The organism is Janthinobacterium sp. FW305-128 (assembly GCF_020858135.1).
In the GTDB taxonomy this organism is placed as follows: domain Bacteria; phylum Pseudomonadota; class Gammaproteobacteria; order Burkholderiales; family Burkholderiaceae_D; genus Janthinobacterium.
On sequence record NZ_JACYMK010000004.1, the window covers coordinates 295,154 to 317,245 of the forward strand.

At 59.4% G+C, this 22,092-nt stretch carries 19 protein-coding genes; 10 read left to right on the plus strand and 9 right to left on the minus strand.

Going from position 1 to position 22,092, the window contains the following annotated elements; translation table 11 throughout:
• Positions 1-749 precede the first annotated feature (749 nt).
• Entirely contained in the window at positions 750-1,508 is a 759-nt protein-coding gene (locus IGS60_RS11240; RefSeq protein WP_230504512.1) for a 5'-methylthioadenosine/adenosylhomocysteine nucleosidase, read from the plus strand.
• 76 nt (positions 1,509-1,584) lie between these two features.
• Here the strand turns inward: IGS60_RS11240 and putA are convergent, their stop codons facing one another.
• Entirely contained in the window at positions 1,585-5,238 is a 3,654-nt protein-coding gene (putA, locus tag IGS60_RS11245) for a trifunctional transcriptional regulator/proline dehydrogenase/L-glutamate gamma-semialdehyde dehydrogenase (protein ID WP_230504350.1), read from the minus strand.
• Between the two features lie 207 nt (positions 5,239-5,445).
• On the opposite strand from putA, the gene IGS60_RS11250 reads away from it, so the two are divergent.
• Positions 5,446-5,901 carry an Lrp/AsnC ligand binding domain-containing protein gene (locus IGS60_RS11250; protein ID WP_010393827.1) on the plus strand — a complete coding sequence of 152 codons (456 nt, stop codon included), beginning with the start codon at positions 5,446-5,448 and terminating at the stop codon, positions 5,899-5,901.
• Positions 5,902-6,105: 204 nt separating this feature from the next.
• On the plus strand, positions 6,106-7,665 hold the full coding sequence (locus IGS60_RS11255) for a methyl-accepting chemotaxis protein (RefSeq protein ID WP_230504353.1): 1,560 nt from the start codon (positions 6,106-6,108) through the stop codon (positions 7,663-7,665).
• Positions 7,666-7,711: 46 nt separating this feature from the next.
• Here IGS60_RS11255 and IGS60_RS11260 read toward each other — a convergent pair whose 3' ends face one another.
• Positions 7,712-8,692 carry a LysR family transcriptional regulator gene (locus IGS60_RS11260; protein ID WP_034783859.1) on the minus strand — a complete coding sequence of 327 codons (981 nt, stop codon included), beginning with the start codon at positions 8,690-8,692 and terminating at the stop codon, positions 7,712-7,714.
• Between the two features lie 206 nt (positions 8,693-8,898).
• On the opposite strand from IGS60_RS11260, the gene IGS60_RS11265 reads away from it, so the two are divergent.
• Positions 8,899-9,204 (plus strand): hypothetical protein, encoded by a 306-nt coding sequence (locus IGS60_RS11265; RefSeq protein ID WP_070218913.1) that lies wholly within the window; start codon positions 8,899-8,901, stop codon positions 9,202-9,204.
• A gap of 65 nt (positions 9,205-9,269) precedes the next feature.
• Here IGS60_RS11265 and IGS60_RS11270 read toward each other — a convergent pair whose 3' ends face one another.
• The 5 genes from IGS60_RS11270 to IGS60_RS11290 all read right to left on the minus strand — a co-directional run bounded on the left by IGS60_RS11270 (position 9,270) and on the right by IGS60_RS11290 (position 12,500).
• Entirely contained in the window at positions 9,270-9,866 is a 597-nt protein-coding gene (locus IGS60_RS11270) for a chalcone isomerase family protein (protein WP_230504355.1), read from the minus strand.
• A 108-nt stretch (positions 9,867-9,974) separates the two neighbouring features.
• On the minus strand, positions 9,975-10,241 hold the full coding sequence (locus tag IGS60_RS11275; RefSeq protein WP_070218911.1) for a YfhL family 4Fe-4S dicluster ferredoxin: 267 nt from the start codon (positions 10,239-10,241) through the stop codon (positions 9,975-9,977).
• A gap of 14 nt (positions 10,242-10,255) precedes the next feature.
• A complete protein-coding gene (gene coaD / locus IGS60_RS11280; RefSeq protein WP_034752633.1) occupies positions 10,256-10,753 on the minus strand; it encodes a pantetheine-phosphate adenylyltransferase in 498 nt (165 codons plus the stop codon).
• A gap of 112 nt (positions 10,754-10,865) precedes the next feature.
• Positions 10,866-11,525 carry a 16S rRNA (guanine(966)-N(2))-methyltransferase RsmD gene (rsmD, locus tag IGS60_RS11285; RefSeq protein ID WP_070288913.1) on the minus strand — a complete coding sequence of 220 codons (660 nt, stop codon included), beginning with the start codon at positions 11,523-11,525 and terminating at the stop codon, positions 10,866-10,868.
• A gap of 69 nt (positions 11,526-11,594) precedes the next feature.
• Complete coding sequence (locus IGS60_RS11290) at positions 11,595-12,500, minus strand: DUF6279 family lipoprotein (RefSeq protein WP_230504357.1); 906 nt, start codon at positions 12,498-12,500, stop codon at positions 11,595-11,597.
• A 26-nt stretch (positions 12,501-12,526) separates the two neighbouring features.
• Here IGS60_RS11290 and glmU point away from each other — a divergent pair, with 26 nt between their 5' ends.
• Positions 12,527-13,903: a bifunctional UDP-N-acetylglucosamine diphosphorylase/glucosamine-1-phosphate N-acetyltransferase GlmU gene (glmU, locus tag IGS60_RS11295; RefSeq protein ID WP_230504359.1), complete on the plus strand. Its 1,377-nt coding sequence runs from the start codon at positions 12,527-12,529 to the stop codon at positions 13,901-13,903.
• A 652-nt stretch (positions 13,904-14,555) separates the two neighbouring features.
• Here the strand turns inward: glmU and IGS60_RS11300 are convergent.
• Positions 14,556-15,029 (minus strand): Lrp/AsnC family transcriptional regulator, encoded by a 474-nt coding sequence (locus tag IGS60_RS11300; protein ID WP_230504361.1) that lies wholly within the window; start codon positions 15,027-15,029, stop codon positions 14,556-14,558.
• A gap of 161 nt (positions 15,030-15,190) precedes the next feature.
• On the opposite strand from IGS60_RS11300, the gene glmS reads away from it, so the two are divergent.
• Positions 15,191-17,020, plus strand: coding sequence for a glutamine--fructose-6-phosphate transaminase (isomerizing) (gene glmS, locus IGS60_RS11305; protein ID WP_070288915.1), 1,830 nt, complete (start codon positions 15,191-15,193; stop codon positions 17,018-17,020).
• 155 nt (positions 17,021-17,175) lie between these two features.
• Positions 17,176-18,318, plus strand: a complete 1,143-nt coding sequence (locus tag IGS60_RS11310; RefSeq protein ID WP_230504362.1) for a serine hydrolase — start codon at positions 17,176-17,178, stop codon at positions 18,316-18,318.
• A 28-nt stretch (positions 18,319-18,346) separates the two neighbouring features.
• On the opposite strand, the gene IGS60_RS11315 is transcribed toward IGS60_RS11310, so the two are convergent.
• Positions 18,347-19,246 (minus strand): LysR family transcriptional regulator, encoded by a 900-nt coding sequence (locus tag IGS60_RS11315; RefSeq protein ID WP_070288916.1) that lies wholly within the window; start codon positions 19,244-19,246, stop codon positions 18,347-18,349.
• 127 nt (positions 19,247-19,373) lie between these two features.
• Here IGS60_RS11315 and msuE point away from each other — a divergent pair, with 127 nt between their 5' ends.
• The 3 genes from msuE (at position 19,374) to IGS60_RS11330 (ending at position 22,055) form a co-directional block, all read left to right on the plus strand.
• Entirely contained in the window at positions 19,374-19,955 is a 582-nt protein-coding gene (gene msuE / locus IGS60_RS11320) for an FMN reductase (RefSeq protein WP_070223326.1), read from the plus strand.
• A gap of 70 nt (positions 19,956-20,025) precedes the next feature.
• Positions 20,026-21,006 (plus strand): DUF1852 domain-containing protein, encoded by a 981-nt coding sequence (locus IGS60_RS11325; protein WP_230504364.1) that lies wholly within the window; start codon positions 20,026-20,028, stop codon positions 21,004-21,006.
• A gap of 23 nt (positions 21,007-21,029) precedes the next feature.
• On the plus strand, positions 21,030-22,055 hold the full coding sequence (locus IGS60_RS11330) for a methionine synthase (protein WP_230504366.1): 1,026 nt from the start codon (positions 21,030-21,032) through the stop codon (positions 22,053-22,055).
• Positions 22,056-22,092: the final 37 nt, after the last annotated feature.

Consider the following 22,092-nt stretch of genomic DNA (forward strand, 5'->3'; position numbering starts at 1 on the left):
AACTTTTGCGCAGGTCCGCATTTTATACAATTTTGCTCCTCGCGGGATACAGCGATTATGCACGCTTTATTTTGCGCGTAAACGGTTGATCCTGTTGAAAAAAAGTGACTTATCCACAGAAAAAAACGCGTTTACTATTACTACTATTTTTATATATAGCTCTATTGTAAAACGACAAAAAAAAGCGGAAGTCCGGGGATATTTCCAAAAAGCATGCAAAAACCGTCAAAAAAAAAGCCAACGGCAACAGTGCTACCCACTGCCAAACCGTCTTCCAGGAAGTACCTGGATGCCGATGTTCGTGAAAGAAGCGCGTTCATGATCGCTCAGCTTCGATTGCCAGACAGGAGTCAGTACACACAAATCCCGTCAAACATGTCACTGCAGCAAGAAAAAACGCGATTTTTGCTTGCCGGTGTGGATAAGTGCCTGCATATCCACAGGATGAGATGTGGGAAAAGTCGATCTTTGTCCACAAACCAATTTTTATCCCAAACAAGTCCTCGCTGGATACAATGCTTGTGCGCCTACTTTTTTGTGCGCTAAGTCGATGATTTTTCGATGGTATACCGACTTATCCACAAAAAAATGGCCGTTTACTATCACTACTATTTTTATGTATACATCTTTATTTAAAACACAGAGACAAACGCGCACGGTGGAAAAGTCACCGAAACGGCTGTTTTCACCCTGTAAACCGTTTTGCAATCTCAAAAACCTGTAAAAACAGCATGAATTCACACAAAAAAATGCGTTTAGGCATCATCAGTGCCTTGCACGAAGAACAGCAGGGGCTGGTAGAAGTCATGCAAGGCCCCCAGAGGCGTTCGCACGGCATGCGTGACTACACCCTGGGGAACCTGTGGAATATCGACGCTGTGTGCGTCCTGTCGCGTCTGGGCAAGGTTGCCGCTGCCATGACAGCTTCTATCCTTGTGGAAAAGTACGGAGTTACCCACATCGTCTTCACCGGCGTGGCCGGCAGTGGGGATAAACACGTGAAAGTGGGCGACATCGTCGTGGCCGAATCGCTGCTGCAGCATGATATGGATGCCCGACCTTTATTTCCCCGCTTCGAAGTGCCGCTGACGGGCTTGCGGCGCTTCGCCACGGACCTGGAACTGAGCACGCAACTGGCCGCCGCCGCGGAAGATTTCCTGCGTGACGATGTTTCCAGCGTGCTCAAGGCGGCCGATATCGCGGCATTTGGCTTGCAGCACGCCAAAGTACACCGCGGCCTGATCGCCAGCGGCGACCAGTTCATCAGCAGCGCCGCGCATATCAACCAGCTGAAAGCGGATATCCCCGACTTGCTGGCCGTCGAAATGGAAGGCGCCGCCGTGGCGCAAGTGTGTTTTGAACTCGGTGTGCCGTTTACGGTCATGCGCACCATTTCCGACAACGCCAATGAAGACGCTGCCGTCGACTTCATGCGTTTCGTGCAATCCGTCGCCTCGCCGTATGCGTTTGCGGTGATTCAGCAGCTATGCCAGCGCCTGGCTGGCTGATGTTTCAGCTAGCGTGCATAAAAAAAGGGCAGAACCACTGGTTCTGCCCTTTTTGCGTTGATGACCTGCTTAAATATTAGACGCTGAGCATCATCAAACTCGCGTTACCACCGGCCGCCGTCGTATTCACGCACAGCGCCCGCTCAGCGACCAGGCGCCACAGGGGGATGGCACCGTCTTGCGTGGTGGCGATGGTGGCCACCAGGGCCCCTTCCCGTGCCGCCAGCAGCGGTTTGAGCTGGCCATCGAGGCTAGGCTCGATCATGGCGATCTGGAAATCCTGCTTGACCGACTCGAGGCTGCTGACGATCTGGATGCGGTCCTTCAGCGCGGCCGGCAAGTCGCCCGGGATCAGGTCCGGCGCTTGCGCCAGCACCAGGGCCTGATTGCCGGTGGCCAGGACGGCCGCCAGCTGGTTCATCAAGGTGCCGGACGTGGCCGCCGCGCACAGAATAGTGCCCCGTGCGGCAAAACTCAGGGTATTGCGCTCGCCTGTCGGGCCTGGCAAGACGGTGGTGCTGCCCAGCAAGGTGGTGCGCGCATAGTCCTGCGCCAGCTGCTGTACCTTGTCGTGGCCATGCATCTTCGCCCACACGGTCAGCGCGTCGAGCGCGGGCGGCGCTTGGCGCTGGTGCTGCGCGTCGGCCGGCGCATTGCGCTGCAGGCGTTTCAGATACAGGGGGCCACCGGCTTTCGGTCCCGTGCCCGATTTGCCTTCGCCGCCGAACGGCTGCACGCCGACGACGGCGCCGACGATGTTGCGGTTGACATAAATATTGCCCACGTGCGCGCGCTGGGTGATGAAATCGATGGTTTCATCGATGCGCGTATGGATGCCCAGGGTCAAGCCATAACCGCTGTCGTTGATCGATTGCACCAGTTGCGGCAGTTCGGCCCGCTTGTAGCGGATCACGTGCAGCACGGGGCCGAAGACTTCCTGCGTCAATTGCGCCAGCGACTTGATTTCCAGCACGGTCGGGGCAACGAACGTGCCTTTGACGGTCGGCAAATCGAGCGAATAATGGTCGATGGCCATGGTTTTCATCTTGTTGATGTGCGCCAGCAAGTTACCTTGCGCTTCCGCATCGATGACGGGACCGATATCGGTCGCCAGGCGGTCAGGATTGCCAACGCGCAATTCCTGCATGGCACCTTTCAGCATATGGATGGTCTTGTCGGCGATTTCCGTTTGCAGGAACAGCACGCGCAAGGCCGAGCAGCGCTGGCCGGCGCTGTCGAAAGCGGACGACATCACGTCCTGCACCACCTGTTCCGGCAAGGCCGACGAATCGACGATCAGCGCGTTCTGGCCGCCCGTTTCGGCGATCAGGGGAATGTCGATGCCTTCGGCCACGGCGCGCGCGGCCAAGTTGCGGTTGATCAATTGCGCCACTTCCGTCGAGCCCGTGAAAATCACGCCTTTCACGCGCGCGTCGTTGCACAGGCCGGCGCCAACCACTTCTCCGCTGCCGGGCAAGAATTGCAGTGCGCCGCGCGGCACGCCCGCCGCATGCAGCAATTGCACGGCGCGGTGGGCGATCAGCGGCGTTTGCTCGGCCGGCTTGGCCAGCACCACGTTGCCGGCGGCAAGCGCGGCCGCCAGCTGGCCCGTAAAGATGGCCAGCGGGAAGTTCCACGGGCTGATGCAGGTGACGGGACCGAGCGCCAGGGTGTTTGGCGCATGTTCCACCTGCGCCGCGTAATAGCGCAGGAAGTCGACGGCTTCGCGGATTTCCGCGATCGCGTTCGGCAGCGACTTGCCCGCTTCGCGCACGGCCAGGGCCATCAGCTCGATATGGTGTTCCTCGAACAGGTCGGCGGCGCGCAGCAACGCTTGCGCGCGGACCGACGGTTCCGTCGTTTGCCAATCCATGGCATACGCGCTGGCGCTGGCCAGGGCCGTTTCCACGTCCGCCGGACCGGCTTCCATGACCTTGCCCACGACATCGTCGTGCTGGGCCGGATTGTGGATGACTTGCATCGGCGTATTCAGGCTGACGGCGCCATCGATCAGCGGCGCCGCCTGCCATGTCTGCTGCTGCGCCAGGCCGGTGGCCAGGGTGCGCAAGGTGTCTTCATTCGACAGGTCCAGGCCGGCCGAGTTCCTGCGCTCGCTGCCAAACATGTCCAGCGGCAGCGGAATCGACGGGTGCGGCAAGCCGCCCTGCAGGCGTGCCTGTTCCAGCGGATCGCGGATCAGACTATCGATGGCCACGCTTTCGTCGACGATCTGGTTGACGAACGACGAGTTGGCGCCGTTTTCCAGCAGGCGGCGCACCAGATAGGCCAGCAGGGTTTCATGCGAGCCGACGGGCGCGTAGATGCGGCACGGCTTGTCGAGATTGTCGGGGCCGACGACCTGGTCGTACAGGGTTTCGCCCATGCCGTGCAGGCACTGGAATTCATAATCGGTGATGCCGTCGCGTTTTGCCCAGGTATAGATGGTCGACAGGGTTTGCGCGTTGTGCGTGGCAAATTGCGGGTAGATCAGGCTGCTGGCAGCCAGCAGTTTTTGCGCACACACGAGGTAAGAGACGTCCGTGTAGACCTTGCGCGTGTAGACGGGATAGCCCTCCTGGCCATCGACTTGCGCGCGCTTGACTTCCGCATCCCAGTACGCGCCCTTGACCAGGCGCACCATGAACTTGCGGCCGCTGCGGCGCGCCAGGTCGATCAGGAAATCGATGGCGAACGGGCAGCGCTTTTGATACGCCTGCACCACGTAGCCGATGCCGTCGAAGCCGGCCAGGTCCGCATCGAACGCCAGTGCTTCCATCAGGTCCAGCGACAGTTCCAGGCGGTCCGTTTCTTCCGCATCGATATTGAAGCCGATGTTGTACTGTTTGGCCAGCAACAGCAACGCTTTGACCTTCGGCAACAATTCTTCCATGACGCGGGCGCGCTGGGCGCGGCTGTAGCGCGCGTGCAGGGCCGACAGTTTCACGGAAATGCCGGGGCCGTTGCGGATGCCGCGCCCGTTCGATGCCTTGCCGATCGCGTGGATCGCCGTTTCGTACGAGGCGTAATAGTTGGCCGCGTCGGCTTGCGTCAGGGCCGCCTCGCCCAGCATGTCGTACGAGTAACGGTAGCCGCGCGTTTCATTCTCGCGGCTGTTCTTCAACGCTTCCTCGATGGTCTGGCCCGTCACGAACTGGTTGCCCAGCATGCGCATGGCCAGGTCGACGCCCTTGCGGATCAGCGGTTCGCCGCCTTTGGCGATGAGCTTGGTCATGGCCGAACCGAGGCCCGATTCGCTGCTGGTACTGACCAGTTTGCCCGTAATCAGCAAGCCCCAGGTGGCGGCATTGACGAACAGCGACGGCGATTCGCCCAGGTGCTTCTTCCAGTCGCCCTTGCTGATTTTGTCGGCGATCAAACGGTCGGCCGTTTGACTGTCGGGTATACGCAACAGCGCTTCAGCCAGACACATCAATGCAACACCCTCTTCCGACGACAGCGAGAACTCGTGCATCAGTGCATCGACACCGGACGCGCGTGTGCGTTTTTGGCGCACGTTCGAGACCAGGCGATGCGCCAGCGCTTGTCCTTCGGTGATCGTTTCGGTACTGCTGGGGCGCACTTGTTGCAACAGCCACTGCACGGCGGAAACCTCATCGCGCCTATAGGCGGCAGTGATGGCGGCGCGTTGTGGTGTCGCTTCGGGCAGGATTTCTGCCTGGAACGCAGCAAAAGGAATCGGGGTAAAAGCCGAGGGGCCTGCAGGGTGCATAAGTGCTCTTTACAAGGAAAAAGGGGACGAAAACTGACGTAATTCTTGCTCTTTTTTGGTGCAAAAAAATACAGAAAGTCGGACGTTAAGATGATTCGATTGTAAAGGGGATTCTTATGGATTAATTCTGGTAATACAGGGGACTAGCAATAGATAGTTTTTGATGCGACAATTTAACCAAATAATATTAATTTGGGGGTGATAGGAATGCTGGACAAGATCAGTAAGAAAATCTTGATGGAATTGCAGAGCGATGGACGCATCAGCAATGTGGAGCTGGCCGCGCGCGTGAACCTGTCGCCGGCCGCGTGCCTGGAGCGCGTGCGCAAGTTGCACGAATCCGGTTACATCATGGGCTATACGGCCCAGTTGAACCCGCAGTTGCTCGACGTGTCGTTGCTGGTGTTCATCGAAGTGGTGCTCGATCGCACGACACCGGAAGTGTTCGACGCCTTCAAGCATAGCGTACAAATCATTCCAGAGGTACTGGAATGTCATATGGTGGCCGGCGGCTTCGATTACCTGGTCAAGGCGCGCGTCAAGGACATGGCCGCCTACCGCGAATTCCTGGGCAAGACGCTGTTGCAGAAAGGTGTGCGGGAAACCCACACTTATGCCGTCATGGAAGAGGTCAAAAACACCACCAAATTGCCAATTAAGTGACCTTGGTGTAGCCGCCCCACTTTTCTGATTGAGCTATCGGAACAAATGTTGTAGGGTAGAACCACAATTCTGCTATCCGGTAGCCGCCTGAAACGCCGCATAGACGTGACGTTCAGGGTGCAAGGCGGGCAATCGTGCCCACCCGCATACGGTTACAGCACGTCCCTTCAACGGGACGTGACGGGTTCGCGCAGCGGGGGACAAATGAAGCAGTTGCAGCATCAGCTGGTGCGTTTCTTTGTATTCACGATCCTGGCCATGGCCATCGCCTGTTGCCTGGCCTATCTGCTGCTGCTCTCGGGCGGCGACCATCCGTATCTGATCGCTTGCGTGGCCGCCGCCATCGGCGCCGCGCTGCTGGCGTTCGCCAGCCGTGCGCGCGGCGAGCCGGGCTTGCACGAGTTCGCCGGCACCGTGGGCAACGCCATCGACGCCATCATGATCGGCGCAGCGGAAACTTCGTATTTTGTCGATTCCGTCAAACAGAAGGTGGAACTCGACGTGCGCACGGCCAGCGACATTGCCGACAGCTCCGTGCAAAATGCCGCGATGACGGAAAAGATCGCCGCCAATGCGGAACGGGCCGCCAAAGTGGCCGCCGGCGTGCGCGTGGAAAGCGTGGCGGCGCGCGCCGAAGTGGACCAGGGCTTGCGCCGCATCAATCATGCACGCGAGGAAGCGCAAGGCGCCTCCAGCAACATGCTGAGCTTGCAGGAAAAATCCAAACGCATCACCGGCTTTACGGAAGCCATTTCCGATATTTCCGCGCGCACCAACTTGCTGGCGCTGAATGCCGCCATCGAAGCGGCGCGCGCCGGCGAACACGGGCGCGGTTTTGCCGTGGTGGCCGGCGAAGTGCGGCAATTGGCGCAGCGCACCAAGGAAGCCTCCGATGAAATCAGCGTGATGGTGCGCGAAATCAATGAACAGGCGGAAAAAGCCGCACGTGGCATGAGTTCGCTGGCGACCGGTGTCACGGAAGCGGCGCGCAATGTGGAAAGCGTGCATGCCTCGCTCAGCCATATCGAGGAATCGTCGGGCGAGTCCGAGGACGAGATCGGGCAAATCGCCCGCGCCTCGCGCGAGCACGTCGACACGACGCAGCTGATCGCCGACGCCATCCTGCAAATCCGCGACAGCATGTTGTCGACGAATGCCGAATTGCCGCGCGCCACGCAGTCGGCCATGGCCCTGGCCGAGCGGGCCGAAGTGATCGCCGGCGCGCTGGGCGAATCGAGCGTGGCCACACCGCACGACGAGATCCGCGAGGCGGCCCAGCGCGCCGCGCGCGAAGTGGGCAAACTGTTCGAGCAGGCGATCGCCTCGGGGCGCATCACGCGCGAAGCCCTGTTCGACCGCCACTACCGCCCCATCCCGAACACCAATCCGCCCAAGCACAACACCAAGTTCGACGCGTTTACGGACAAGGTGCTGCCCGACCTGCAGGAAGGCGTGCTGGCCGCGTTACCCCATCTGGCCTATGCGGGCGCCGTCGACAACAATGGATATTTTCCAACGCATAACAAGAAGTTTTCCCAGCCGCTGACGGGCGACTACGCGACCGATATCGTGAATAACCGCACCAAGCGCATCTTCAGCGACCGCACGGGCAAGCGCTGCGGCAGCAACACCAAGCCCTTCCTGTTGCAGACCTATAAACGCGACACGGGCGAAGTCATGCACGATTTATCCGTGCCGATTCACGTCGAGGGCAAGCACTGGGGCGGTTTCAGAATCGGTTATCGGTCCAGCAATCACGCATAAAAAAAACGCCTGAGACATCAGGCGTTTTTTTTGTTACGTACAGGTGTTATTCGACGTGCGGCTTGGGCGCCACGCCGCCGCCGGCCGCCGTGGCCGTCCGTAACGTGGGCGTGTTCATGCTTTCCAGGTGGTTGCGCAGCCATTTGTGGGCGGGGCTGCGGGCGTCGCGTTCGTGCCACAGCATGTCCAGGTGGACGGCCGGCAAGGTCAACGGCAAATCCTTGTACAGCAGAGACTCCGTCATGCCCGTCGAGGCGATCAGATGGCGCGGCAAGACCGTGATCAGGTCGGAATTGGCGACGACGCGCCCGGCCGTGAAGAACTGGTTGACCGTCAACAAAATGCGCCGTTCGCGGTGGATCTGCGACAGCGCTTCGTCGATCAAGCCATGCGCGCGGCCGGAAAAGCTCACCAGTAAATGGTTGGCCGCGCAATAGTTATCCAGGGTCAATTCCTTGTCGGCCAGCGGATGGCCGCGCCGCATCACGCATACATATTTGCCGGAATACAGGCGCTCGTGGCGGATGGGCGAACCCGTTTCGCTCGACAATTGCGCCGCCACGCCGGGAAAGAAGCCCACGGCCAGGTCGATATCGCCGCGCAGCAGCATCGGGCGCGGTTCGCGCGTCGTCAGCGGCATCATGCGCACGTTGACACCGGGCGCTTCCCGTTCGATCGAACGCATCAATGAAGGCAGCCAGAACGCGGCCGTCGCGTCGGCCATGGCCATGCGGAAGGTGGCGTGGGTCTTCGACACGTCGAAAGTTTCCGGCGTGACAGCCGCTTCCAGGCTGGCCAGGGCCGAGCGTACGGACGGCCACAGCGCTTCGGCGCGGGGCGTGGGTTTCACGCCATACGCCGTGCGGATCAGCAATTCGTCACCGAGGCTCTCGCGCAGGCGTTTGATGGCGTTCGATACCGCCGGCTGCGTCATCGCCAGGTGGCCCGCTGCGCGCGTCAGGTTTTGTTCCGTCATGACGGCGTCGAAAACACGCAGCAAGTTCAGATCCAGCGTCAGAAAACTCATGGAAAGCCCAAGATAAAAGTTGAATTGATTACTTAAAATTGATTACTTAGGAGTGTAAACCGCGCCGGGCACGAATATTTTCACTCGTTAAAAAATATTACAGTTTTCCATTCACGATTCATATAATTGGTATCAAGAAATGGAATTAGATTTATATGTTGCACTGCACTATAGTACTGGCAAATTCTATAATGCACTGGAACAGTATGTCTACCTTCGCCTCCGCCCTGTACGCAGTATCCGCACCCGTGCTGGAGATTTCCCTGCTGAACGCCCTGCAACTCGTGCTGGTGATCGTTGCCGTGGGCGCCTTCGCCCTGCTGTTCAAGCCATTGCTGGTGGGCATTGCCCGCGCCATGGTGCTGGTGGTGCGTCCCAAGCTGAGCCGTGAAGAGCGCCTGGCGCGCCAGCAGATGCGCGAAGCGCAAGCCTTGCAACGTACCTTGGGCAAGATGGATGGCGTGTCGCCAAGCAACGCCGCCGAATTGCGCGCCCTGTCGACGCGCGCCTGAGCGGTCAACTGTTGTAAATGATAAGCCGGCCTGCGCCGGCTTTTTTTACGCCCGCCGCCATCCGATCACGCCACGTCGCCCAGCAAATGCGCGCGTAACACCGTGTCGGCCGGATGAGCGCCGATCCAGATTTTCAGCAGCGCATTGTAAAAAGCCAGGTCCGGCACCATGTCGCCCACCTGTTTGCCGTTCAGCTTGCACAAGGTCCCCTCTTCCGGCAGCCAGTCCACGGTGAGAATATCGCCCTTTTTCAGGCCGGGCACCATTTCGAACATGGCGCCGAACTGCATCGTCTGGCTCAGCAGGCGCGTGCGGTCGGCCTGGTCGGAACTGCGCTTCAAGCCCTGCATGAACGCTTGTCCCAGCTCGTCGGACGTGATGTCGCGCAGCATGACGATTTCCAGGCGGCGCGGCCCGGGCAGTGCCAGGATGTCGGCCAGCTGGGTTTTCTTTTCCGGCAGGTACAGCGCAATCGTGTAGACCTTGAAGATGACCTTGTAGCGCACGCCGGCGCCGTTGAGTTTCAACTCGCGGCTGGCCAGCTGCACCGTGTCGTCCAGCTTGACGCCGCCCACTTCGACGGCCAGCGCAGGTTGCGCCAGGGCGGCGCACAGGCAGGCGGCGGCCAGGGAGCGGCCCCAACGGGATGTGCGTATTTGCATCTTCTGCCTCCGTAGAGAAACATGTGCTGTGGATAAGTCCGCACAAGCACACAGTGTAGAACAGTTGGCAGAAGCTGGCGCCACGCAGAAGTGGCGAGGAAGAAATGCTTAGGGTTTGGCGGCAGGCAGTTCCGCCTGCAGGCGTTCGTACTTGGCCATCAATTGCTCCGGGCTTTCGCGCCAGGCGGGATTGAAGGGGATGCAGCTGACAGGGCACACTTGCTGGCATTGCGGCTCGTCAAAGTGGCCCACGCATTCGGTGCACTTGTTGGGATCGATTTCGTAGATTTCCGCGCCCATGTAGATCGCGTCATTCGGGCACTCGGGCTCGCAAATGTCGCAATTGATGCATTCGTCGGTGATCAGTAATGCCATGATTTCACTCTTACTTATTGCGATGAGGCAGCGTTGGCGGCAATCTTGTTTTGCAGCCAGCGGTTCACCGAGGGGAAGACAAACTTGGAGACGTCGCCGCCCAGCGCCGCGATTTCGCGCACGATGGTGCCCGAAATGAACTGGTACTGGTCGGATGGCGTCAGGAACATGGTTTCGACATCGGGCAGCAGGTAGCGGTTCATGCCCGCCATCTGGAATTCGTATTCGAAGTCGGAGACGGCGCGCAAGCCGCGCACGATGACCCGCGCTTCATGCTTGCGCACGAAATCCTTGAGCAGGCCGGAAAAGCTTTCCACTTGCACATTCGGATAGTGACCGAGCACTTCGTTGGCGATTTCCAGGCGTTCGTCGAGCGAGAAAAACGGCTGCTTGTTCTTGCTGTCGGCCACACCGACGATCAGCTTGTCAAACAGACCCGATGCGCGGCGCACCAAATCTTCATGACCGCGCGTGAGCGGATCGAATGTTCCTGGATAAACGGCTACAACCATTGCGGCTCCCTGATGATGCACCAATATAGACGCGCATTATGCCTGAAATTGGTGACTACCTTGGTGCTGCGCCTCGGGCCAGGGAGCTTTTTTGCCTCATTTATAGGCAGATTCAGGCAGTTGCCGACACTTTGTTGTAAGTTAGCAAATGATAATAAACGGTGCCCGCCTTGTCGGCGCGGATGACTTCCCACGGCGCCATCCACTCGGGCTTTTCCAGTGCGCTGGCTTCATCGAAGACCAGCGGCAAGCCCGATTCCGCGTACACGATGCCGCCTTCCTTGAGCAGGTTGGCGCACATCGGCAACACTTTCGCCAGGAAATCCTGCTGGTAAGGCGGATCGAGGAAGATCAGGTCGTAACGCTGGCCGCGCGCTGCCAGGCCTTGCGCCGTCAGCAGGGCGTCGCCGCGCAGCAATTGCACATTGTCGGCGCGCAATTTCGTCTTGTTTTCTTCCAGCTGGCGGATCACGGGCGTATGCGTATCGACCATGGTGACGGATGCCGCGCCGCGGCTGGCCGCTTCGAAGCCCAGTGCGCCGCTGCCGGCGAACAGGTCCAGCACCTGGGCGTTGGCCCAGTCGCCGTCGCGCAAGTGGTTGATCCAGTTGAACACGGTTTCGCGCACGCGGTCCGGTGTCGGGCGCAAGCCCAGTGCCTGCAAAACAGGCAGCACGGAGCGCTTCCACTGGCCGCCGATGATGCGCACCTGGTTCGGTGGCGGCGCGTGGTGGACGGGGACTTTGGCGGGTTTCTTGATCTTTTTTTGCATGTGGATTTCTTCAATTCGATGGCGGCCACTATAGCATATGGCCCCATCCCCCCTGCTGGCGCTGGCTGTCTATTTGGCTTGCGTGGCCAGGGAATTGAAATCGTCGATCCAGCCCTGCATGCGCTTGACGGCATGGGCTTTTTGCGCCGGTGTGGCGATCTTGATCACCGTCATGACCATCTGCGCCGTGCTGCTTTCGTAGGCGTCAAAAAAGGCCTTGCGCTCCGAGTGTTCCAGGCGCTCGAAACTGTCCTTGATCAGGGTCGTGATCAAGGCTGCGGCCGCTTCCTTGCCGAGTTTTTCTTGGTGGACTTTCTTGACCAGGGTCAACACATTCTGCTGGCGCCGCATGCGTTCGTCGAGCCAGATCTCATTGTTCAGCGGACGCGCGTCGGACGCCTTGCGGATGATGGCTTCCTGCTCGCTGCTGAAGCTGCCGAACCACAGTTCGAATTGCTCCATGGCTTTCTTGTAACGCAGTTTTTGGCGCTTGTCCTGGTCGCCGCTCAGGTATTTCTTGCGGTAATCGTCATTGTTCGACTTGAACTTCTTTTCCATCTGCGCGATCTGCTCGGGCTTGAGCGAGCGCGCCAGGTCGGCCAGGTCGGGCGCCGCCTTCAGCAGCAGCGCCTGGGTGCGCTGCTTGATCTCGCCGTAGTCGGCCATCAGGTCTGCCTGCGTGATATTGCCTTGCAGCTGTTTCTGGCCCGTGCGCAAGATTTCCACGTAATCCTTCAATTGCGTCTTGCGGTGCCAGTCGAACAGCTTGTCGATGTCTTCGCGCACCCAGCCCTTTTGGTCGCGGTCGAGGTCGACATACGCATTTAGCCACCAGTACAGCACGGTATCGCCGTTGTTGTAGGCCAGGCGCAAGCCGCTGCAGCCGGCCATGACGACGAGCATGATGGCCAGCACGGCATAAGTAAACCGCTGGAAGGACGTGGAAGACGGGGCCTGCGTGTTAAACTTTTTCATATTCTTAACTTATAAAATTACGGTCTATGAACGTTGTCATTCTCGCTGCCGGTATGGGCAAACGCATGCAGTCGGCACTGCCCAAGGTATTGCACCCGTTGGCGGGCAAGCCGCTGTTGTCGCACGTCATCGACACGGCGCGCGTCCTGGCGCCGTCCCGATTATGCGTGATTTACGGCCATGGGGGCGCAGCGGTGCTGAAGTTGCTGGACGGCTACAAGACCAAGCAGGACCTGGCGATCGACGCGGCGGAACAAACGCAGCAGCTGGGCACCGGTCATGCCGTGCAGCAAGCCGTCGCTTTGCTGGACGACAGCGTGCCGACCCTGATCCTGTACGGCGACGTGCCGCTGACCAGCGCCGCCTCCCTGCAGCAACTGGTGCAGGCGGCCGGCAAGGACAAGCTGGCCATCCTGACCGTGGAACAGGACGATCCCTTCGGCCTGGGCCGCATCGTGCGCGAGCACGGCGCCATCGTGCGCATCGTCGAGGAAAAGGATGCCACGCCAGACGAGCGCGCCATCCGCGAGATCAACAGCGGCATCATGGTCGCGCCCACCGTGCAGCTGAAGCAATGGCTGTCGGCCTTATCGAATGACAATGCGCAAGGGGAATACTATCTGACCGATATCGTTGCCCAGGCCGTCGCCGACGGCGTGGCCGTCACCTCGGCCCACCCGGCGGCCGTGTGGGAAGTGGCGGGCGTCAACAGCAAGGTGCAACTGGCCCAGCTGGAACGCATCCACCAGAACAATATCGCGCAAGCCTTGCTCGAGCGCGGCGTGACCTTGCTGGACCCGGCCCGCATCGATGTGCGCGGCGAACTCATTTGCGGCCGCGATGTCACCATCGACGTCGGCTGCGTGTTCGAAGGCCGCGTGGAACTGGGCGACGGCGTGCGCGTGGGCGCCAACAACGTCATCATCAATGCCACCGTGGCCGCCGGCGCGCACATCAAGCCCTTCTGTCATCTCGAGGACGCCGTCGTCGGCGCCGCTTCCATCATCGGCCCTTACGCGCGCCTGCGCCCGGGCACGGTTCTGGCGGAAGACGTGCACATCGGCAACTTCGTCGAAGTGAAAAACAGCCAGATCGCCGCGCACAGCAAGGCCAACCACCTGGCCTACATCGGCGACGCCACCATCGGTTCGAAGGTCAACATCGGCGCCGGCACGATCACCTGCAACTATGATGGCGTGAACAAGTTCCGCACGGTGATTGAAGACGACGCCTTCATTGGCAGCGACAGCCAGCTGATCGCGCCCGTCACCGTCGGCAAGGGCGCCACCCTGGGCGCCGGCACGACCTTGTCGAAAGATGCGCCAGCCGGCAAGCTGACGGTGTCGCGCGCGCGGCAAGTGACCATCGACGGCTGGACGCGTCCCGTGAAAATCCCCAAGTAAGCGATATCGCCCTCACCCGGCATGACGCCGCCAGCCTGTCCGGGTTGGCGGCGTTTTTTTGCGCCTGTGGATAATCCTGTGGAAAGCTGGCTGGTAACCTGGGATAAGTCGCAGCTTTATTTCCATCAAGTATTTCTGCTGTATTTTGGTGTGTGGATAAACATGTGAACAAGCAGGCGGACAAGCGATGGATAAGCCCGGTATAAGCTGCGTATAAATGGTGAAAAACCTGTGGAAAAGACGGGATAAGTTATCTGGCGAAGTTTGGCGCCTGAGGAGGCAAGCTAGTCTCGCAGGCTATGAAAGTAGCCTCATATTTTTGCTTGTCTGGATTGTGGATAAGCTTGTGCGTAATTGGATAATAAGTCATGAATAACTTATAAGTCATTGTATTTCAAGGATATTTAAGACAAATTTGTAAAGCCTTGCTGTGGGTAAAGCTGTGCAAAAGCCTGTGATTAAAGCGTGGGCAAACGCTGGATAAGCCGGGATAAGTTCTATCCGGGAACTGATGTCTATTTATTGAAAGGCCTCATGCGCGGCTGGATGGCGGCGGCCGTGGAAATCCACGATTTTCATACTGTGGATAAACTTGTGCATAAGCGGGCGGAAAGGCTGGGATAAGCGGGGATAACTTCTCTTCCAGCCGGATTTATACCGCGATGCGCGTCTCGAACTTGCTGCGAAACGTGGAAAAATAGCTTTTTACGTTGCGCACATTCGCGTGCGCGGCAAACAGGCGGTGCGCCAGCGCGTGGTAGGCGGGCATGTCGGCCACCTGCACCATCAGCACGAAGTCGGGCCCGGGCGAGACGCGGTAGCATTGCAGCACGGCGGGCTCGTCCGCCACGAGTTGCTCGAATTCGGCCATGCGTTCCGCTGCCTGCGCGTCGAGCGTGATTTCCACGATGGCCGTCAGGCGCGCGCCCACCAGCTGCGGCGCGACGATGGCCACTTGCCGCTCGATGACGCCGCTTTCCCGCAAATGCTTGACCCGCCGCAAACATGTGGGCGCCGAGACGTGTACGGCTTGCGCCAGCTCGCTGTTGGTTTGCGACGCATCAATTTGCAGGGCATTCAGGATGCGACGATCGATTTCATCGAGGGTAATATTGTGCTCGCTCATGATTTTGATGAATTGGAAAATATATCGAGTATAAATGAAATAATATTTCACAGTGAAATAGTCATGAAATATTCGGTCAAAAATATACGGATTTAGAAAGCATATTTCACGCACTCTGCATTAGCATGCGTGCATTGATTAAATTTTAGACAGAGGTTTCCATGTGCGGCATCGTCGGCGCGGTAGCGCAACGTAATATCACTCCCATTCTGGTCGAAGGCTTGAAGCGCCTGGAATACCGCGGCTACGATTCCTGCGGCATCGCCCTGCATGCGGATGGCCGGCTGCAGCGTTCGCGTTCCACCGCGCGTGTGGCCGAGCTGGAAAAGCAGATCGCCGAAGAAGGCTTGAGCGGTTTTACGGGCATCGCCCACACGCGCTGGGCCACGCATGGCGCCCCGGTCTCGTTCAATGCCCACCCGCACTTTTCCCCGACGGAAGAGAACGCCCGCGTGGCACTGGTGCATAACGGCATCATCGAAAACCATGACGAACTGCGCGCCGAACTGACGGCCCTCGGTTACGTCTTCCAGAGCCAGACGGACACGGAAGTGATCGCCCACCTGGTCGAGCACATGTATAACGGCGACCTGTTCGAAACCGTGCAGCAGGCCGTGAAACGCCTCGACGGCGCGTATGCGATCGCTGTCTTCTGCCGCGACGAGCCGCACCGCGTGGTCGCCGCGCGCCAGGGCTCGCCCCTGATCGTCGGCCTGGGCAATGGTGAAAACTTTGTCGCGTCCGACGCCATGGCGCTGGCCGGCACGACGGACCAGATCATCTATCTGGAAGAAGGCGACGTGGTCGACCTGCAACTGTCGCGCTGCTGGATCGTCGACGTCGACGGCAAGCCCGTCGAGCGCGAAGTGAAAACCGTGCACGCCCACACGGGCGCGGCCGAGCTGGGCCCGTACCGCCACTACATGCAGAAGGAAATCTTCGAGCAGCCGCGCGCCATCGGCGACACGCTCGAAGGCGTGACGGGCATCATGCCGGAATTGTTCGGCGACGACGCGTATAAAATCTTCAAGCAGATCGACCGCGTGCTGATCCTCGCCTGCGGCACCAGCTCGTATGCGGGCATGACGGCCAAGTACTGGATCGAGTCGATCGCCAAGGTGCCCGTCAGCGTGGAAGTGGCCAGCGAATACCGCTACCGCGACAGCGTGCCGCATCCGAACACCCTGGTCGTCACCATTTCGCAAAGCGGCGAAACGGCCGACACCCTGGCCGCCCTGAAACATGCGCGCAGCCTGGGCATGCAGCACACCCTGACCATCTGCAACGTGGCCACCAGCGCCATGGTGCGCGAATGCGCGCTGGCCTACATCACGCGCGCCGGCGTGGAAGTGGGCGTGGCGTCGACCAAGGCGTTTACGACGCAGCTGGCCGGCCTGTTCCTGCTGACGCTGTGCCTGGCGCAAGTCAACGGCCACCTCTCCGAAGAACAGGAAGCGGCGCACCTGAAAGCCATGCGCCACCTGCCCGTCGCCATCGCGTCCGTGCTGGCGCTCGAGCCGCAGATCATCGCCTGGTCCGAAGAATTCGCGCGCAAGGAAAACGCCCTCTTCCTGGGCCGCGGCATGCACTACCCGATCGCCCTGGAAGGCGCGTTAAAGCTGAAGGAAATCTCGTACATCCACGCCGAAGCGTATCCGGCAGGTGAACTGAAGCACGGCCCGCTGGCCCTGGTGACGAATGAAATGCCCGTCGTTACCATCGCGCCGAACGACGCCCTGATCGAAAAGCTCAAATCGAACATGCAGGAAGTACGTGCCCGCGGCGGCCAGCTGTACGTCTTCGCCGACGTGGACTCGCGCATCAGCTCCGGCGAAGGCCTGCACGTCATCCGCCTGCCCGAGCACTACGGCGATTTGTCGCCGATCCTGCACGTGGTCGCGCTGCAATTGCTGGCCTACCACACGGCGCTGGCGCGCGGCACGGATGTCGACAAGCCACGGAATCTGGCGAAGTCGGTGACGGTGGAGTAAGCCGGGCGGGGGCCGCCCCGGGCCACCAGGAATAGAGAGAAAACGCCGCCTCCGGGTGGCGTTTTCTTTTAGTCTGGAAAAACCATGCGCGTGACTTTTTTCTGCCGCCGCTGAATCCATTGTGCGAGAATGCCCCTCCCCCTTCGATGGTGCGCATGATGACCAAACTCGCCGCAATCCTGACTGGAATGACACTCGTGCTGGCAGCTTGCAAGCCCGCAGCCACGGCACCTGCGCACGACATTCCTGCGGCCATGCGCCAGACCGCGACCGCCCTGCTGCAGTCGCCATTGCTGCACGCGACCTCGATTGCTGTCGTGTATCGCGGCAAGGAATTCATTCTGCATCAAGGTGAGCTGGAGACCGGCAAAGCCAATCCGCCGAACGATACGACGCTGTATGAAATCGGCTCGGTCAGCAAGACTTTTGCCGGCCTGCTGCTGGCGAATGCCGTGCTCGACGGAAAGGCGGCGCTCGACGATCCCATACAAAAGTACCTGCCAGCCGCCTACCCGAACCTGCAGTCGCAGGGGCAGCCCATACGCTTGCGCCATTTGGTCACGCACACGAGCAATATGCCTGGCATGCTGCCCTTGCAGGTGAACACCGTCTTGCAGGATTTCACGGCACATGCCACGCCGGCAAAGCTCAATGCCGCCTACGCCGATTACGGACAACCGCAATTCTGGCAGGACTTGCACACAGTCAGCATCAAGGGGCCGCTGGGCAAGGACTACGCCTATTCCAGCGCCGGTACCGAACTCGTTGCGCACACGCTCGAAACAATCTATGGCATGCCCTATGAAGTCCTGCTCACGCAATGGCTCGCGCGCGAAGCGGGCATGCAGGATACCAGGCTGAGCATCACCGCCGCGGATGCCGGCCGGCTGGCGCCGGGCTACCACAGCGACAATCCCGTCGTCACCACGCCGATGCCGCAACTGCCCTGGGGGGCGGCAGGCAACCTGAAGTCGACGATGCCGGACATGGCGAAATACCTGCGCCTGCAATTGAGCGCCCATCCTGCCGTCGTTGAATCGCACAAGCCTTTGGCGCGCTTTCAGGACGACTTCAGCATCGGCTATTTCTGGAACATCGGCAGCAATCGCCAGCTGGGCACGCATTATGTCCACCATGGCGGCGTGCCCCGTGCGCAAAGCTACGCCTACGTCGTTCCCAAATATCAGCTTGGCGTCTTCATCATCACCAACCAGAGCGGCGACGCTACGGCCGGCGCCATGGAAAGCGCGCTGGCGCATATGTTCGACACCGTGGAAGCCATGGAAGGCGCGCGGTAGCCGGCCCCCAGTGAACACGCGCGCGTGCTTAGCTTCCCGGCGCAACGACAGGCTGGCGCGCCAGTGCGATGAAGGCGCGCACGTAGTCGATGGCGGTGTCCGTCTCGCGTGCGCCCAGGAAGATCTGCTTGGCGATGCCGCGCGCGCCCAGGCGCACCGGCACCACGTCCATCTTGGCCGCGTATTCCTCGACCAGCCAGCGCGGCAGGGCTGCCACGCCGCGGCCGCTGGCCACCATCTGCAGCATGATGTCGGTCGTTTCGATGGCTTTATGGCGCTTGGGCGTGACACCGGCCGGCAAGAGGAATTGATTGTAAATATCCAGGCGCTCGATGTCGACGGGGTAGCTGATGAGCACTTCCTGCGTCAGTTGCCGGGGCTGCACATACGCCGCTGAAGCGAGTGCATGGCCCTTGGCCACGACGAGCACCTGCTCGTAGTCGAACACGGGTTCGAAGGCCAGCCCCGGCTTGTACAGCGGGTCGGGCGTGACCAGCAGGTCGATCTCGTAGCCGAACAGCGCGCCGATGCCGCCGAACTGGAACTTCTGCTTGACGTCCACATCCACGTCGGGCCATGCGGTCAGATACGGCGACACCACTTTGAGCAGCCATTGGTAGCAAGGGTGGCATTCCATGCCGATGCGCAACGCACCGCGCTCGCCCTGCGCGAACTGGCCCAGGCGCTCTTCGGCCAGGTCCAGTTGCGGCAGCACCCGGTTCGCCACCGCCAGCAGATACTGGCCGGCCTGCGTCAGGCGCAAATTTCTCCCTTCGCGCAGCCAGACGTCGGTGCCCAGCTGCTGTTCCAGCTTCTTCATGCTGTGGCTCAGGGCCGACTGGGTCAGGTGCAGCACGCCTGCGGCGGCCGTCAACGAGCCCTGTTTTTCGACCTGCTGGACGATGCTGAGGTGGATGCGTTCAAGCATTAGAATGAGCCATATTCATGGATGTATGAAATATGACCATTATACTTCATCGATTCCTCCCGCTATCATCCACTTCCCTGTTGCCGGCGTTCTTCGCCTTCGCGCATCACTCCCTATGAAAGCAACCATGACACGTCCATTGCGTATAGTCGCCGTTTCCGGCGGGCTGCAACGCCCTTCCAAGGCGGCAGCCCTGGCCGAGCACCTGATGGACCTGATCGCCGACGAAGTGCTGTGCGAACAACGCCTGGTCGAACTGGGCCAACTGGCGCCGCAGCTGGCCGGCGCCGTCTGGCGCTCGCAGCTGCCCGAGACGGTGGAGCGGGAACTTGCGGCGGTCGAGCAAGCTGACATCGTGGTGGTGGCAACCCCGGTCTATCGCGGCGCCTACACGGGACTGTTCAAGCACTTCTTCGACTTCATTCATCAGGATGCCTTGATCGACAAGCCCGTGCTGCTGGCGGCCACCGGCGGCAGCGAGCGCCATGCCCTGATGATCGATCACCAGCTGCGGCCCCTGTTCAGCTTTTTCCAGGCACGCACCTTGCCGCTGGGCGTCTATGCGACCGACAAGGATTTCCTCGACTACCGTCTGCAGGACGAGGCGCTGCTCCAGCGGGCCGCACTGGCGGTGCAACGGGCCTTGCCCTTGATCGCATTGACGCGCCATGCGAGTTCTGCCACGGCTGACGAGCTGGCCGTAGCCTGAGACGCATCACCGCGGGTACCAAGCAATTAACACATTCACCTTTTCGCAGAAATCAGGACAGCAGATCACCATGAGCAACGACTTTGTATTCAGCATCAAGAGCATTGTTTTCGATGAAAACTATCACCCATCGGACAATACGCGCCTGACGACCAACTTTGCCAATCTGGCCAGGGGAAAGAGCCGCCAGGAGAACTTGCGCAACACCCTGAAAATGATCGACAGCCGCTTCAACAGCCTGGCGCATTGGGACAATCCGAACGCGGACCGCTACTCGGTCGAACTCGAAATCATTTCCGTCGAGTTGAATATCGATGTCAAAGGCGGCAATATCCCGCTGATCGAGATATTGAAGCCGAATATCCTGGATAAAAAAACCGGCCAACGCATCGATGGCATTGCGGGGAATAACTTCTCCTCTTACGTGCGCGATTACGACTTCAGCGTGCTGCTGCCAGAGCACAACAACAATCAATCCGCATTCAGCGCACCCGATGATTTCGGCGATTTTCATGGCAAGCTGTTCAAGCACTTTGTCAGATCCGATGCTTATCAAGAGCGTTTCAGCAAGCCGCCGGTCATCTGCCTCAGCGCTTCGAGCAGCAAGATCTATCAACGCACGGAAAACCAGCACCCCATCCTGGGCGTCGAGTATCAGCAAAACGAGTTCTCCTCGACGGATGCCTATTTCGAAAAAATGGGCATGCAGGTGCGCTATTTCATGCCGCCAAACAGCGCCGCGCCACTGGCTTTCTATTTTATCGGCGACCTGCTGGCCGACTACAGCAATCTTGAACTGATCGCCACCATCAGCACGATGGAAACCTTTCAAAAGATTTACCGGCCCGAAATTTACAACGCCAATGCCGCGGCGGGAAAATGCTATCAGCCCAGCCTGAAGAATCAGGATTATTCGTTGACGCAAATTGTCTATGACCGGGAAGAGCGCAGCCAGCTGGCTGTCAAGCAGGGCAAATATACGGAAGAGCACTTCATCAAGCCGTACAAGCATGTTCTTGAACAATGGGCTGCCGCCACGCTCGCTGATTAATCCCAATACACGAAATCACCATCATGAAAAAATTATTGCCTACGTCAACTGCCGGCAGCCTGCCCAAACCTTCCTGGCTGGCGCAGCCTGAAAAACTCTGGTCGCCGTGGAAATTACAGGACGAGGAGTTAATCGAGGGCAAACAGGATGCGCTGCGTTTGTCGCTGCAGGAGCAGCAGCAGGCAGGCATCGATATCGTCAGCGATGGCGAGCAAACCCGCCAGCATTTTGTCACCACGTTTATCGAGCATCTGAGCGGCGTCGATTTTGACAAACGCGAGACCGTCCGAATCCGTGACCGCTACGATGCGAGCGTGCCGACCGTCGTGGGCGCCGTGAGCCGCAGCAAGCCGGTGTTTGTCGACGACGCCAGGTTTTTACGTCAGCAAACCAGCCAGCCGATCAAATGGGCGCTGCCAGGTCCGATGACGATGATCGATACGCTGTATGACAGCCACTATAAAAGCCGCGAAAAACTGGCCTGGGAATTTGCCAAGATCCTCAATCAGGAAGCGCGGGAACTGGAGGCGGCCGGCGTCGACATCATCCAGTTTGACGAACCCGCCTTCAATGTGTTCTTCGATGAAGTGAACGATTGGGGCATCGCCACCCTGGAGCGGGCGATCGAAGGGCTCAAATGCGAAACGGCCGTGCATATTTGCTATGGTTACGGCATCAAGGCCAATACGGACTGGAAAAATACGCTGGGGTCCGAGTGGCGTCAATATGAGGAATCGTTCCCCAAGCTGCAGCAATCGAATATCGACATCATCTCGCTCGAATGCCATAACTCGCGCGTGCCCATCGACCTGATTGAACTCATACGCGGCAAAAAAGTGATGGTCGGCGCCATCGACGTGGCCAGCAATACTATTGAAACGCCGGAAGAAGTGGCCAACACCCTGCGCAAGGCGCTGCGCTTTGTCGATGCCGACAAGCTCTACCCCAGCACCAACTGCGGCATGGCGCCCTTGGCGCGTGGCGTGGCAAGAGGCAAACTCAATGCGCTCAGCGCGGGTGCGGCAATCATCCGCGGAGAACTCGCCTAAGTAACCCCCAATAAATTATTGTGATTTCTGACTTCCA

Excerpts from the sequence above, each read along its gene's own strand:
- IGS60_RS11290 (WP_230504357.1), bottom strand. The coding sequence starts at position 12,500 with ATGAAAAAGTTTAACACGCAGGCCCCGTCTTCCACGTCCTTCCAGCGG.
- IGS60_RS11240 (WP_230504512.1), top strand. The coding sequence starts at position 750 with ATGCGTTTAGGCATCATCAGTGCCTTGCACGAAGAACAGCAGGGGCTG.
- IGS60_RS11325 (WP_230504364.1), top strand. The coding sequence starts at position 20,026 with ATGAGCAACGACTTTGTATTCAGCATCAAGAGCATTGTTTTCGATGAA.
- msuE (WP_070223326.1), top strand. The coding sequence starts at position 19,374 with ATGACACGTCCATTGCGTATAGTCGCCGTTTCCGGCGGGCTGCAACGC.
- IGS60_RS11315 (WP_070288916.1), bottom strand. The coding sequence starts at position 19,246 with ATGCTTGAACGCATCCACCTCAGCATCGTCCAGCAGGTCGAAAAACAG.
- IGS60_RS11310 (WP_230504362.1), top strand. The coding sequence starts at position 17,176 with ATGATGACCAAACTCGCCGCAATCCTGACTGGAATGACACTCGTGCTG.
- IGS60_RS11275 (WP_070218911.1), bottom strand. The coding sequence starts at position 10,241 with ATGGCATTACTGATCACCGACGAATGCATCAATTGCGACATTTGCGAG.
- putA (WP_230504350.1), bottom strand. The coding sequence starts at position 5,238 with ATGCACCCTGCAGGCCCCTCGGCTTTTACCCCGATTCCTTTTGCTGCG.
- IGS60_RS11265 (WP_070218913.1), top strand. The coding sequence starts at position 8,899 with ATGTCTACCTTCGCCTCCGCCCTGTACGCAGTATCCGCACCCGTGCTG.
- IGS60_RS11270 (WP_230504355.1), bottom strand. The coding sequence starts at position 9,866 with ATGCAAATACGCACATCCCGTTGGGGCCGCTCCCTGGCCGCCGCCTGC.
- IGS60_RS11250 (WP_010393827.1), top strand. The coding sequence starts at position 5,446 with ATGCTGGACAAGATCAGTAAGAAAATCTTGATGGAATTGCAGAGCGAT.
- IGS60_RS11255 (WP_230504353.1), top strand. The coding sequence starts at position 6,106 with ATGAAGCAGTTGCAGCATCAGCTGGTGCGTTTCTTTGTATTCACGATC.
- IGS60_RS11260 (WP_034783859.1), bottom strand. The coding sequence starts at position 8,692 with ATGAGTTTTCTGACGCTGGATCTGAACTTGCTGCGTGTTTTCGACGCC.
- IGS60_RS11300 (WP_230504361.1), bottom strand. The coding sequence starts at position 15,029 with ATGAGCGAGCACAATATTACCCTCGATGAAATCGATCGTCGCATCCTG.
- glmU (WP_230504359.1), top strand. The coding sequence starts at position 12,527 with ATGAACGTTGTCATTCTCGCTGCCGGTATGGGCAAACGCATGCAGTCG.
- rsmD (WP_070288913.1), bottom strand. The coding sequence starts at position 11,525 with ATGCAAAAAAAGATCAAGAAACCCGCCAAAGTCCCCGTCCACCACGCG.
- glmS (WP_070288915.1), top strand. The coding sequence starts at position 15,191 with ATGTGCGGCATCGTCGGCGCGGTAGCGCAACGTAATATCACTCCCATT.
- IGS60_RS11330 (WP_230504366.1), top strand. The coding sequence starts at position 21,030 with ATGAAAAAATTATTGCCTACGTCAACTGCCGGCAGCCTGCCCAAACCT.
- coaD (WP_034752633.1), bottom strand. The coding sequence starts at position 10,753 with ATGGTTGTAGCCGTTTATCCAGGAACATTCGATCCGCTCACGCGCGGT.